The sequence below is a fragment of the Paraburkholderia sp. BR10937 genome (assembly GCF_040965695.1).
GTDB lineage: Bacteria > Pseudomonadota > Gammaproteobacteria > Burkholderiales > Burkholderiaceae > Paraburkholderia.
Genome location: NZ_JBFRCL010000011.1, coordinates 52,295 through 65,318 on the forward strand (window position 1 = coordinate 52,295; position 13,024 = coordinate 65,318).

Genomic DNA, 13,024 nt, shown 5'->3' on the forward strand with positions numbered 1-13,024 from the left:
CCGGCATTCATCGCGACGATGACGCAAAATTGGCTTTGCGATCAAGTGCTTATCCCGGATCCCGCCCCGACGCGACATGCATGCGCGTGAAAACCGGAGCGGCTCGGGCGGACCGCGTGCCTTGCCCGCTTCATCGTTGCGAAAGGTAATTGTAATATTTCGCGGCCGGCACGTGACGCGCCGTCGTGAGACGCCCTCTCAATCCACGCCACTTGCGCGCTGTTGGGCGAAGCGCTGGCGGAACGCCGCGAACGTCTTCGTCTCGATCGCCGCGCGCATCTCGCTCATCAGCTCCAGGTAGTAGTGCAGATTGTGGATCGTGTTGAGCTGCGCACCGAGGATCTCGCCTACGCGGTGCAGGTGGTGCAGGTAGCCGCGCGTGAAGTAGCGGCAGGTGTAGCAGCCGCATTGTTCGTCGAGCGGGCGCAGCGAATTGCGGTGCACGGCGTTGCGGATCTTGATGTCGCCGAAGCGCGTGAAGATCCAGCCGTTGCGCGCGTTGCGCGTGGGCATCACGCAGTCGAACATGTCGACGCCCGATGCCACGCCCGCCACCAGGTCTTCCGGCGTGCCCACGCCCATCAGGTAGTGCGGCTTGTCGGCCGGCAGTTTCGGCGCGATGTGTTCGAGCACGCGCATCATGTCTTCCTTCGGTTCGCCCACCGAAAGGCCGCCGATCGCGTAGCCGTGGAACGGCATCTGCGAGAGGCCGGCGAGCGATTCGTCGCGCAGGTCCTCGAACATGCCGCCCTGCACGATGCCGAACAGCGCATTCGGGTTGCCGAGGCGGTTGAACTCGTCGATCGAGCGCTGCGCCCAGCGCATCGACATGCGCATCGAATCCGCGGCTTCCTTGTGCGTGGTGGGCACGCCGTTGGTCGCGTAGGGCGTGCACTCGTCGAACTGCATGACGATGTCCGAGTTCAGCACCTTCTGGATCTGCATCGACACTTCGGGCGAGAGGAACAGCTTGTCGCCGTTCACGGGCGAGGCGAAGCGCACGCCGTCTTCCGAGATCTTGCGCAGGTCGCCGAGCGAGAAAACCTGGAAGCCGCCCGAATCCGTGAGGATCGGCCGGTTCCAGCCCATGAAGCGATGCAGGCCGCCGTGCGCCTCGATCGTTTCCAGGCCCGGGCGCAGCCAGAGGTGAAAGGTGTTGCCGAGGATGATCTGTGCCTTCATCTCTTCGAGCTCGCGCGGCTGCGTGGCCTTCACGGTGCCGTAGGTACCCACGGGCATGAAGATCGGCGTTTCCACCACGCCGTGATTGAGCGTGACGCGGCCGCGGCGGGCGAGGCCGTCGGTGCCGAGCAGGTCGAATTTGAGGCCGTTTTGCGGGCGTTCGCCCAGATAGGCGCCGTGTTCGGCGCGTGCGTTGTTTTGATGACCGTCGGTCATGCGGTTGACTCCTGTGCCACCGGAAAACAGTCCGGCGCAGATGATGAAACGCCGCCGCGCGTTCGATGTGTCGCTCGGAGGCTTGGGAAACATGTGTGTTACTTGTTGAGCGCGTCCTCTGTTCGGGTCAGCAGCATCGCGTCGCCGTAACTGAAGAAGCGATAGCGTTCGGCGATCGCGTGGCGGTACGCGGCGCGTATCGTTTCGATGCCCGCGAACGCCGAAACGAGCATCAGCAGCGTGGACTTCGGCAGGTGGAAGTTCGTCACGAGCCGGTCTACCACGCGGAACGGGTAGCCCGGCGTGATGAAGATATCGGTTTCCGCCTGCGTTGCCGCAAGTGCGCGGCCTGCGCGGTCGGCATCGCGCGCGGCGGCTTCGAGCGCGCGCATCGAGGTCGTGCCCACCGCGATCACTCGGCCGCCGCGCGCACGCGTGGCCGCGATCTTGTCGACGAGCGATGGCGGCAGCTCGTACCACTCGCTATGCATCTTGTGCTCGGCGATGTTCTCCACGCGCACCGGCTGGAACGTGCCCGCGCCCACGTGCAGCGTGAGCGTGGCGCGCTCCACGCCTTGCGCGTCGAGTTGCGCGAGCAGGGCGTCGTCGAAGTGCAGGCCCGCCGTGGGCGCGGCCACCGCGCCCGGATTCTGTGCGAACACCGTTTGATAGCGCGTTTCGTCGCTCGCATCGGCGTCGTGCGTGATGTAGGGCGGCAGCGGCAGACGGCCGTGCTGCTCGATCAGCGTGAGGCAGTCGTCGGGAAAGTGCAGCGTGTAGAACTGATCGACGCGCTCGCCCACCGTCACTTCGAACGCATCGGCGAGGCGCAGCACCGTGCCGGGGCCCGGGCTCTTGCTCGCGCGGATCTGCGCGAGCGCCGTGCGCGCGCCGGTCAGGCGCTCCACGAGCACCTCGATCTTGCCGCCGCTGGCCTTCTGGCCGAAGAAACGCGCCTTCAGCACCCTGGTATCGTTGAAGACGAGCAAGTCGCCCGGTGCGATGCACGCGGGCAGGTCGGAAAAGCGGCGGTCGGTCAGACGTGCGGGTTGGCCCGGTAACTGCGTCGTGTTATCGACCTCCAGCAGACGGCTCGCGCTGCGCTCGGGCAGGGCGGTCTGCGCGATCAGTTCCTCGGGGAGGTCGAAATCGAAATCGGAAAGCTTGAACATGCGGCCTGAAGTAACAGAAATGCGCCGGAGGCCCGGCGCGCGGCGGCTTTGCGGAGCCGAACCGTCAAGCGGTTGCGCCCCAAAAAGCGGCTGCAATGGCCGATCGTGCGCGACGAAAGGCTATGATTGCGGGACGTGCGCGACAGCGATGCGCGCGCCGTGCCCGATGGCCGAGGCCGTCGCGCTGCACGCGCCGCGCCATGCCGGAAAGCCGATATTGTACTTGCGAAGCTGCCCATGCCCCCATCCGTTAACCGATTGATGTCCGAAGCCGATTCCGCGAGCGAGGCGTCCGACGACGCGCGCGTGCCCGAGGACGGCGCGCGCAAGCGGCAAGCGGACGCGGCGCCAGGGGCTGCACCTCCCGCGCGCAAACGCGCCGCGAAGAAGTCGGCGGACCCGGCCGCAGAAAAAGCCGTGGAAAAAGCCGCCGCCAAAGACAAGCCCAGGCTCGCCAAAACCGCCGACCGCCTCGCCAAACTCGGTCTGCGCAGCGACATCGATCTCGTGCTGCATCTGCCGATGCGCTACGAGGACGAAACCACGCTCACGCCCATCGGCGAACTGCTGCCGGGCGGCATCGCGCAAACCGAAGGCGTGGTGTTCGACAACGAGATCGCCTACCGGCCGCGCCGCCAGCTCGTCGTGAAGCTCGAGGATCACAACGGCGACCAGCTCCATTTGCGCTTCCTGAACTTCTACGGCTCGCAGGTCACGCAGATGGCGATCGGCAAGCGCCTGCGCGTGCGCGGCGACGTGCGCGGCGGCTTCTTCGGCATGGAGATGGTGCATCCGGCGGTGAAGGTCGTGGAGGGCGACGCGCCGCTGCCGCAGGCGCTCACGCCCGTGTATCCGTCCACGGCGGGCGTGAGCCAGGCGTATCTGCGCAAGGCGATCGACAACGCGCTTTCGCGTGCGCATCTGCCCGAACTGCTGCCCGATACGGTCGCGCACGAGTTCATGGAGCCGCTGAATCTGCCGCCCTTGATGGACGCCGTGAAGACGCTGCACCACCCGCCGGTGAACGCCGACGAGCACGAGCTGATCGACGGCACGCATCCTGCGTGGACGCGCATCAAGTTCGAGGAACTGCTCGCGCAGCAACTGTCGCTCAAGCGCGCGCACGAAGAGCGCCGCACGCGCGCCGCGCCCGCGATGGCGCGCCATGTCGCGGGGCGCAAGAGCGACGGGACGCTGCTCGCGCGTCTGCGTGGCGCGCTGCCGTTCACGCTCACGGGCGCGCAGGAGCGCGTGGTGGCGGAAATTGCGCACGATCTCGAACAGCCGCACCCCATGCAGCGCCTGCTGCAAGGCGACGTGGGCAGCGGCAAGACCGTGGTCGCGGCGCTCGCGGCGGCGCAGGCCATTGACGCGGGCTACCAGGCCGCGCTCATGGCGCCCACCGAAATCCTCGCGGAACAGCACGCGCGCAAGCTGCGCGGCTGGCTCGAGCCGCTTGGCGTGCAGGTGGCGTGGCTCGCGGGCAGCCTCAAGGCGAAGGAAAAGCGCGCGGCGCTCGAAGCCGCGGCGCTCGGCACGGCGCAGCTCGTGATCGGCACGCACGCGATCATTCAGGAGGCCGTGGAATTCGCGCGGCTTGGCCTCGTGATCGTCGACGAGCAGCATCGCTTCGGCGTCGAGCAGCGGCTCGCGCTGCGCGCCAAGGCGCAGAACGCGAAGTCTCCCGATGAAACGAAGCGCGAGTTCCAGCCGCATCAGCTGATGATGTCGGCCACGCCGATCCCGCGCACGCTCGCCATGACCTACTACGCGGACCTCGACGTCTCCACCATCGACGAGCTGCCGCCCGGCCGCACGCCGATCCTCACGAAGCTCATTTCCGACGCGCGTCGCGAGGAAGTGATTGCACGCGTGCGCGCGGCGGCGCTCACGGGTCGTCAGGTGTACTGGGTATGTCCGCTGATCGAGGAAAGCGAGACGCTGCAGCTGCAAACGGCCGTCGAGACATACGAAACGCTCGTGGCTGCGCTGCCGGAACTCACCGTGGGCCTCGTGCACGGCCGCCTCGCTTCCACGGACAAGGCCGCCGTCATGGATGCGTTTTCACGCAACGAGGTGCAGCTGCTCGTGGCGACGACGGTCATCGAAGTGGGCGTGGACGTGCCCAACGCGTCGCTGATGGTGATCGAGCACGCCGAGCGCTTCGGCCTCGCGCAATTGCACCAGTTGCGCGGGCGCGTGGGGCGGGGCAGCGCCGCTTCGGTGTGCGTGCTGCTCTATACCGGGCCGTTGTCGCTCACGGGCCGCGCGCGCCTGCAAACCATGCGCGAGACCACCGACGGCTTCGAGATCGCACGCAAGGACCTCGAAATCCGCGGCCCCGGCGAATTCCTGGGCGCGCGTCAATCTGGCGCGGCGATGCTGCGCTTCGCGAACCTCGAGACCGACGCGTGGCTCATCGAGCCCGCTCGCGGCGCCGCCGAGCGGCTGCTGCACGAGTTTCCGCTCGTCGTCACGCAGCACCTGAACCGTTGGCTCGGTGCCCGCGAGCAGTATCTGAAAGCGTAACTGGTTCAACTGCGAGTCCATTGCGTGGAACCTGCGCGCGCCTGCGCCGTCTGACCCTTTTGCGCTGATCACGCCCCGCATAGGGGTGTTGATTATTGGCGAATCACCGCCATAGGTGTATAACTACAAACTATTGATTCACCTTTTTGATTGGTCCCCGAATGACGCTCACTGAATTGAAATACATTGTCGCGGTAGCTCGAGAGCGCCACTTCGGACGGGCCGCGGAAGCCTGCTTCGTGAGCCAGCCGACCCTTTCGGTCGCCATCAAGAAGCTCGAAGACGAACTGAACGTGCAGATCTTCGAGCGCGGCACGAGCGAGGTAAGCGTGACGCCCATCGGCGAGCAGATCGTCACGCAGGCCCAGCGCGTGCTCGAACAGACGCTCGCGATCAAGGAAATCGCCAAGCAGGGCAAGGACCCGCTCGTCGGGCCGCTGCGCCTGGGCGTGATCTACACGATCGGGCCCTACCTGCTGCCCACGCTCGTCAAGCAGATGATCAAGCGCGTGCCGCAAATGCCGCTCATGCTCCAGGAGAACTACACGCTCAAGCTCATCGAGCTGCTCAAGCAGGGCGAGATCGACGTGGCGATCATGGCGCTGCCGTTCCCCGAAACCGGCCTCACGCTGCGGCCACTCTATGACGAGCCGTTCGTCGTGGCGCTGCCTTCGGGCCATGCATGGGAACAGCGCCCAAAGATCGACCCGGACGACCTCAAGCAGGAAACCATGCTGCTGCTCGGCAGCGGACATTGCTTCCGCGACCACGTGCTGGGCGTGTGCCCGGAACTGATGCGCTTCTCGCAGAACGCCGACGGCATCCAGAAGACGTTCGAAGGCTCGTCGCTGGAGACCATTCGTCATATGGTTGCGAGCGGCGTGGGCATTACCGTGCTGCCGCGCATGTCGGTGACCGAGGTGAAGCCGCACGCGGGCGGCGTGGATTCCGGGCTGCTTTCCTATGTGCCGTTCGACGAACCCGTGCCGGACCGCCGCGTGGTGCTCGCGTGGCGCAAGAGCTTCACGCGCATGCCGGCGATCGAGGCGATCGTCGACGCCATTCACGCCTGCGAGCTGCCCGGCGTGAAAAAGATCGAGGCGCCGGCCGAGGCGGCCTGACGGCCATCGCGCCGTGCGCTTTCGGGCTGCGCGGCGCGTTTTCCCCTTCGGCGCGGCTTTCGCCCGCGCCACCAATCCCCAGCCTTACATTCCTTGCGACCCCAATAATCAGCGTCTATTCGATAGATTGAATAAATCAAATTACAGATATCGATAGTTGTTGCTAAAGTTTCCTCAAACCGATCCCAACCGGAAACCCCTGGAGGAAGCGATGCAAACCACCACCCCGAACATTCCCAGCACGTCGGCACGCGCCCATTCTGGCCTTCGCACCGTGTGGTTCTCGCTGCTCGTCGACCGCGCGCTGTCCGCCTGACGGCCTCGCGCCATCCCGGCACAGATTTCACCGAATTCCAGAACACACACGCAAGCAAGGAAGGAATCCAGCATGACCGACCGTACTCTCACCTCGGCAGCCGGCGCACCCGTCGTCGATAACCAGAACTCGCTCACCGCCGGTCCGCGCGGCCCCGTGATGCTGCAGGACGTGTGGCTGCTCGAAAAGCTCGCGCATTTCGACCGCGAAGTGATCCCCGAGCGCCGCGTGCACGCGAAGGGCTCGGGCGCGTTCGGCACGCTCAAGGTCACGCACGACATCTCGCGCTACACGAAGGCGAAAGTGTTCGGCGAAGTCGGCAAGGAAACGCCGCTCTTCATCCGCTTTTCGACCGTGGCGGGCGAGCGCGGCGCGGCCGATGCCGAGCGCGACGTGCGCGGCTTCTCGATCAAGTTCTACACGGAAGAGGGCAACTGGGACATCGTCGGCAACAACACGCCGGTGTTCTTCATTCGCGATCCGCTCAAGTTCCCGGACTTCATCCACACGCAAAAGCGCGATCCGCGCACCAACATGCGCAGCAACGTGGCCGCGTGGGACTTCTGGTCGCGTCATCCGGAGTCGCTGCATCAGGTGACGATCCTCATGAGCGATCGCGGCATTCCGAAGAACTATCGTCAGCAGCACGGTTTCGGCTCGCACACGTTCTCGTTCATCAACGCGAATAACGAGCGCTTCTACGTGAAGTTCCACTTCAAGTCGGCGCAGGGCGTGGAGAACTACAGCGATGCCGAAGCCGCGCAGGTGATTGCTCAGGACCGCGAATCGGCGCAGCGCGATCTCTTCAACGAGATCGAAAAGGGCAATTTCCCGAAGTGGCATTTCCGCATTCAGGTGATGCCCGAGGCCGATGCCGCGAAGGTGCCGTACAACCCGTTCGACATCACGAAGATCTGGCCGCACAAGGACTATCCGCTGATCGACGTCGGTACGATCGAGCTGAACCGCAATCCGCAGAACTATTTCGCCGATGTCGAGCAGGCCGCCTTCACGCCGGCGAACGTGGTGCCGGGCATCGGCTTCTCGCCGGATCGCTTGTTGCAGGGGCGTTTGTTCTCGTATGGCGACACGCAGCGCTATCGCCTCGGCGTGAACCATCACCAGATTCCGGTGAACGCGCCGCGCTGCCCGTTTCACTCGTTCCATCGCGACGGCGCAATGCGCACCGACGGCAACCTGGGCGGCAGCGTGAACTACGAACCGAGCCGTTTCGGCGACTTCGCGCAGCGTCCGCAGGCCGGTGAGCCGCCGCTCGCGGCCGGTGCGGTCGATCACTACGATCACCGCGAAGACGACGACTACTACAGCCAGCCGGGCGCGCTGTTCCGGCTGTTCGATGCGGGCCAGCGCGAGCGGCTCTTCGCGAACATCGCGCGGCATATCAACGGCGTGCCGGCGGAGATCGTGGAGCGTCAGATCGAGCACTTCCGCCGCGCCGATCCGGCATATGCGCAAGGCGTGATCGACGCGATCGCGAAGCTGGCCAAGTAAGGACGCGGGCGCGGTTTGTTGTCACAACGTTCAGACAGCGAGCCGCGCCTGAAGCAGGACTTCGAGGAACGACCACAGGAGTACGACCATGACCCGAACGATGACGATGACCCTCAAGACCATGGGACCAGGAAATGCGGCCGCGATGGCGCGCACGCGCGCACAAGGCACGCAGATCGTGCGCCGGGTGGTGGGCTTTGCGATCGTGGCGAGCGGTTTCGTGGCGATCGCCACGCAAGCCTTCGCGCACCTGGCAGGGCACTGAATGAGCCGGGTACGTTGCTGGGCAGTAGGGTCGGATGAGCGGGCTTTCTGAACTTTCCAGGCTACACTGACGACCGATCGAGTGTTCGCGCGCCGGTTTTTCAAGGCGCAGGCGGGCACAACCGGATCGTCAAGCACGCGTAGTCTCACTGCTACACAAGGAGTCGTCATGGCCAAAAAAGCAACCGTACAGCACGTGAATATCGGCATTAGCGACAAGGATCGCAAGAAGATCGCGGACGGTCTCTCGCGCCTGCTCGCGGACACCTACACGCTGTATCTGAAGACGCACAACTTCCACTGGAACGTCACGGGGCCGATGTTCAACACGCTCCATCTGATGTTCGAAGGGCAGTACAACGAACTCGCGCTGGCCGTGGACGCCATTGCCGAGCGTATTCGTGCGCTGGGCGTGCATGCGCCGGGCAGCTACAAGGATTTCGCGAAGCTGTCGTCGATTCCCGAAGCGGACGGCGTGCCGGCCGCTGAAGACATGATCCGCCAGCTGGTGGAAGGCCAGGAAGCCGTGGTGCGCACCGCGCGCGCGATCTTCCCGGCGACGGAAGCGGCCAACGACGAACCGACCGCCGACCTGCTCACGCAACGCATGCAGACGCACGAAAAGACCGCGTGGATGCTGCGCTCGCTGCTGGCCTGATGCCGATGCGGCGCCCGGGGCGCTGCACCTGAGGCACGATCAATACGATGAAAGGCCCGCCGGATGTCCGGCGGGCATTTGTTTTTGCGCGGGTGCGGCTCGCGGCGACGGCGCGCCGCCCTGGCCTACAATAGCGGCATCGCTTTTCCCGCCCCGATCATGTTCGCCCGACTCCCGCTCTATTTGCGGCTCGTCCGCATGGACAAGCCGATCGGCAGCCTGCTGCTGCTGTGGCCGACGCTCAACGCGCTGTGGATCGCCTCGGACGGCCATCCGCCCCTCTCGCTGCTGATCATATTCACGCTCGGCACCGTGCTGATGCGCTCGGCGGGCTGCGCGATCAACGACTACGCCGACCGCGATTTCGACCGCCACGTGAAGCGCACGGCCGAGCGCCCCATCACGTCGGGCCGCATCCGCGCCTGGGAAGCGGTGGCGATTGCCGCGGGCCTCGCGCTCGTGTCGTTCCTGCTGATCCTGCCGCTCAATGCGCTGACGAAGCAGCTTTCGGTCGTGGCGCTGTTCGTGGCGGCGTCGTATCCGTTCACCAAGCGCTTTTTCGCGATTCCGCAGGCGTATCTGGGCATCGCGTTCGGCTTCGGCATTCCCATGGCATTCGCCGCCGTGCAGGATCACGTGCCGGCGCTCGCGTGGATCATGCTGGCCGCGAACGTGTTCTGGTCGGTGGCCTACGACACCGAATACGCGATGGTCGATCGCGACGACGACATCAAGATCGGCATTCGCACCTCGGCGCTCACGTTCGGCCGCTTTGACGTGCTCGCGATCATGCTCTGCTATGCGGCCACGCTCGGCATTTACGTGTGGGTGGGCGTGACGCTCGGCTTCGGCTGGCTCTACTGGCTCGGCTGGGCGGCCGCCGTGGGCTGCGCCATTTACCACTACACGCTCATCAAGAACCGCGAACGCATGCCGTGCTTCGCCGCGTTTCGCCACAACAACTGGCTGGGCGGCGCGCTGTTCGTGGGGATCGCGGCCCATTACGCCGTCGCGGGACTCTGAGGCCAGATCGACGAAAAAAGCGCCGGGTGCATGACACACCCGGCGCTTTTTCTATCTGGACGGCGGTGCGCTTACTGCTTGCCGAATTCCTCGCCCATTTCCTTTGCGCGTGCATCGGCCGCGAGCGCGCCCTTGACGATGGCGGCCTTCACGCCCGAAGCGTCGAACGACGCCAGCGCGGCGGCGGTCGTGCCGCCCTTGGAGGTCACGCGCTCGCGCAGCACGGCGGGCGGCTCGTCCGATTGCAGCGCCAGCTGCGCTGCGCCCGTGAACGTGGCGATGGCGAGCGCGCGGCCTTGCTGCTCGTCCATGCCGAGCTGGCGCGCCGCTTCTTCGAGCGCTTCGATGAAGTAGAACACGTAGGCCGGGCCGCTGCCCGAGATGCCCGTGACCGCGTCGATCTTCGCTTCGTCGTCGAACCAGACCGTCTGGCCGACTGCGCCGAGCACATCCGAGGCGAGCTGGCGGCCCGCGGCGTCCACGCCGCTGCTCGCGACGAGGCCGGTTGCGCCCATGCCGATCAGCGCGGGCGTGTTCGGCATCGTGCGCACGACGCGCGCGTGGCCGTTCAGCCAGCGCGAGAGATCGTCGATGCGAATACCGGCCATGATGCTGATGACGACCTGATGGGCGCCCAGGTGCGGGGCGATGCCTTCGGCCACGGCCTTGGCGATTTGCGGCTTCACGGCGATCAGGACCGCGTCGTACGACGCGAGCGCGCCGTCCGCGGCGGCGCCGCTGCGCACGCCGAACTGCTCGGCGCTGCGCTTGCGGGCGTCCTCGTTCGGATCGATCGCGTAGAGGTTGTCGGCGGGAACGCCCTTGCGGATCAGGCCGCCGATGAGTGCGGCGGCCATGTTGCCGCCGCCGATGAAGGCAATTTTCATGGTGATGGAGTCGTTCAGGGAATCAGTGAGAGTAGTCGCGCGCGCCGAAAATCGCGGTGCCGACGCGCACGATCGTCGCGCCTTCGAGCACCGCGGCTTCGAGGTCGGCTGACATGCCCATGGAGAGCGTGTCGAGCGCGAGGCCATCTGCGCGTAGCGCTTCGAACAGCTCGCGCAGCTGGCGGTGCGGCGCGCGTTGCGCCTCGAGCGAAGTTTCCGGCTCGGGAATCGACATGAGCCCGCGCAGGCGCAGGTTGGGCAGGGCGGCGATCTGGCGCGCGACCTGCTGCGCTTCCTGTGGGGTGACGCCGCTCTTGCTGGCCTCGCCGCTCACGTTGACCTGCAGGCAGACGTTGAGCGGCGCCATGCCGGAGGGACGCTGCGCCGAAAGGCGTTCGGCAATCTTCAGACGATCGACCGAATGGACCCAGTCGAAACGCTCGGCTACGGGGCGTGTCTTGTTCGATTGGAGTGGCCCGATGAAATGCCATTCGATGCTCGCGCGCAAGTCGGCGAGCGCCTCGATCTTGTCCACGGATTCCTGCACGTAGTTCTCGCCGAACGCGCGCTGGCCGGCAGCGTGAGCGGCGCGCACGTCCTGCGCAGGAAAGGTTTTCGAAACCGCGAGCAGAGCCACGCTTTGCGGGTCGCGGCCGGCGTTGCGGGCGGCGGCGGCGATGCGCTCGCGGACAGCTTCGAGATTATGGGAGAGATCGGTCATCGGGCTTGAAGGCCGGCGCGTGAAAGGGCGCACGCCGCCTTTTTGGATCCAAAACGGACAGAACGACGGCCATTATACGGACTGCGCGCGGCGCGAAACACTGGCCAGAAAGGCTATACCGAATGGCCGACTGTCGGCGCGCCGTGCGTCTCGTTACGCTGGTGCCGTTCCCGATGGACTCAATTCGTCGCCAGCATATGTTCGACCAGTTCAATCCAGTGCGTGACCGGAATCGCCGTGCCGCTTTGCAGGTGCGTGATGCAGCCGATGTTGGCGGAGACGATCAATTGCGGCTCCAGCGCCTGCAGCCGGTCCACTTTCTGGTTGCGCAGCGTATAGGAAAGGCGCGGCTGCGTGATCGAATAGGTGCCGGCGGAGCCGCAGCAAAGATGACTGTCGGCGGGCAGGCGCACGTCGAGTCCGAGCGCGGTGAGCAGCCTTTCCACGCCGCCGCGCAACTGCTGGCCATGCTGCAGCGTGCAGGGAGGATGCCAGGCCACCGTCTTGATGCCGCGCCGCCGCGTCGTGGCCACGAGCTGTTCTTCGAACGCGGGCAGCAGCTCCGAAAGATCGCGGGTGAGCTCGACCACACGGCGCGCTTTCTCCACATAGGCCGGATCGTCGCGCAGCAGGTGCGCGTATTCCTTCACCGTCGCGCCGCAGCCCGAGGCGTTCATCACGATCGCTTCCGCGCCTTGCTCGATGTAAGGCCACCAGGCGTCGATGTTCGCGCGCACGTCGTCGAGCGCGTCGTCGGCGTAGCCCATATGCAGGCGGATCGCGCCGCAGCAGCCCGATTGCGGCGCGACGATCGTTTCGATGCCGAGCGCGTCCAGCACGCGCGCGGTCGCGATGTTGATGTTGGGCATCATGGAGGGCTGCACACAGCCTTGCAGCATCAGCATCTTGCGCGCGTGCCTCGCCGTGGGCCACGCAAGCGAGCGCTGGCGCACGGGCACCTTGTCGCGCAGGCGCTTGGGCAGAAGCGGCCGCACCTGCTGGCCGAGGCGCATGGCCGGTGTGAAGAGGGCGCGGCGCGGCAGCAGGCCCGCGAGCAGGCGGCGCATGACGCGCTGGCGCAGCGGCCGCTTCACCATCTGTTCGGCATGCTTGCGGCCCACTTCCACGAGGCGCCCGTACTGCACGCCGGAAGGGCAGGTGGTCTCGCAACTGCGGCACGTGAGGCAGCGGTCGAGGTGCGTGAGCGTGCTTTTCGTGACCGGCGCGCCTTCCACCATCTGCTTCATGAGATAGATGCGCCCGCGCGGGCCGTCCAGCTCGTCGCCGAGCAACTGATAGGTCGGGCAGGTCGCGGTGCAGAAGCCGCAATGCACGCACTTGCGCAGGATCGCGTCGGCTTCGTCGCCGTCGGGGGTGTTGCGTATGAAGTCCGCGAGGTTCGTCTGCATCGCCGCGTGTGGGT

The 13,024-nt window shown here is 65.8% G+C and carries 11 protein-coding genes; 6 read left to right on the top strand and 5 right to left on the bottom strand.

Going from position 1 to position 13,024, the window contains the following annotated elements; genetic code table 11:
• Positions 1-198: 198 nt before the first annotated feature.
• Both tgt and queA read right to left on the bottom strand, forming a co-directional pair.
• Positions 199-1,398: a tRNA guanosine(34) transglycosylase Tgt gene (gene tgt / locus AB4Y44_RS11665; protein ID WP_368699602.1), complete on the bottom strand. Its 1,200-nt coding sequence runs from the start codon at positions 1,396-1,398 to the stop codon at positions 199-201.
• A gap of 98 nt (positions 1,399-1,496) precedes the next feature.
• Positions 1,497-2,570 (bottom strand): tRNA preQ1(34) S-adenosylmethionine ribosyltransferase-isomerase QueA, encoded by a 1,074-nt coding sequence (gene queA, locus AB4Y44_RS11670; protein ID WP_342919337.1) that lies wholly within the window; start codon positions 2,568-2,570, stop codon positions 1,497-1,499.
• 237 nt (positions 2,571-2,807) lie between these two features.
• Between queA and recG the strand changes: the two genes are divergently transcribed.
• The 6 genes from recG (at position 2,808) to ubiA (ending at position 9,993) form a co-directional block, all read left to right on the top strand.
• Entirely contained in the window at positions 2,808-5,099 is a 2,292-nt protein-coding gene (recG, locus tag AB4Y44_RS11675) for an ATP-dependent DNA helicase RecG (protein WP_368699603.1), read from the top strand.
• A 161-nt stretch (positions 5,100-5,260) separates the two neighbouring features.
• Positions 5,261-6,220, top strand: a complete 960-nt coding sequence (locus AB4Y44_RS11680; protein WP_069268466.1) for a hydrogen peroxide-inducible genes activator — start codon at positions 5,261-5,263, stop codon at positions 6,218-6,220.
• Between the two features lie 388 nt (positions 6,221-6,608).
• Positions 6,609-8,048: a catalase gene (locus AB4Y44_RS11685; protein WP_368699604.1), complete on the top strand. Its 1,440-nt coding sequence runs from the start codon at positions 6,609-6,611 to the stop codon at positions 8,046-8,048.
• 88 nt (positions 8,049-8,136) lie between these two features.
• A complete protein-coding gene (locus AB4Y44_RS11690) occupies positions 8,137-8,313 on the top strand; it encodes a hypothetical protein (protein ID WP_368699605.1) in 177 nt (58 codons plus the stop codon).
• Between the two features lie 168 nt (positions 8,314-8,481).
• Positions 8,482-8,970, top strand: a complete 489-nt coding sequence (locus AB4Y44_RS11695; protein WP_342919332.1) for a Dps family protein — start codon at positions 8,482-8,484, stop codon at positions 8,968-8,970.
• A gap of 159 nt (positions 8,971-9,129) precedes the next feature.
• Positions 9,130-9,993: a 4-hydroxybenzoate octaprenyltransferase gene (gene ubiA / locus AB4Y44_RS11700; RefSeq protein WP_368699606.1), complete on the top strand. Its 864-nt coding sequence runs from the start codon at positions 9,130-9,132 to the stop codon at positions 9,991-9,993.
• A gap of 71 nt (positions 9,994-10,064) precedes the next feature.
• Here ubiA and proC read toward each other — a convergent pair whose 3' ends face one another.
• The 3 genes from proC to glcF all read right to left on the bottom strand — a co-directional run bounded on the left by proC (position 10,065) and on the right by glcF (position 13,010).
• Positions 10,065-10,880 carry a pyrroline-5-carboxylate reductase gene (gene proC, locus AB4Y44_RS11705; protein WP_368699607.1) on the bottom strand — a complete coding sequence of 272 codons (816 nt, stop codon included), beginning with the start codon at positions 10,878-10,880 and terminating at the stop codon, positions 10,065-10,067.
• Between the two features lie 22 nt (positions 10,881-10,902).
• Positions 10,903-11,601, bottom strand: coding sequence for a YggS family pyridoxal phosphate-dependent enzyme (locus AB4Y44_RS11710; protein ID WP_368699608.1), 699 nt, complete (start codon positions 11,599-11,601; stop codon positions 10,903-10,905).
• A 179-nt stretch (positions 11,602-11,780) separates the two neighbouring features.
• Positions 11,781-13,010 (bottom strand): glycolate oxidase subunit GlcF, encoded by a 1,230-nt coding sequence (gene glcF / locus AB4Y44_RS11715; RefSeq protein WP_368699609.1) that lies wholly within the window; start codon positions 13,008-13,010, stop codon positions 11,781-11,783.
• Between the last annotated feature and the right edge of the window lie 14 nt (positions 13,011-13,024).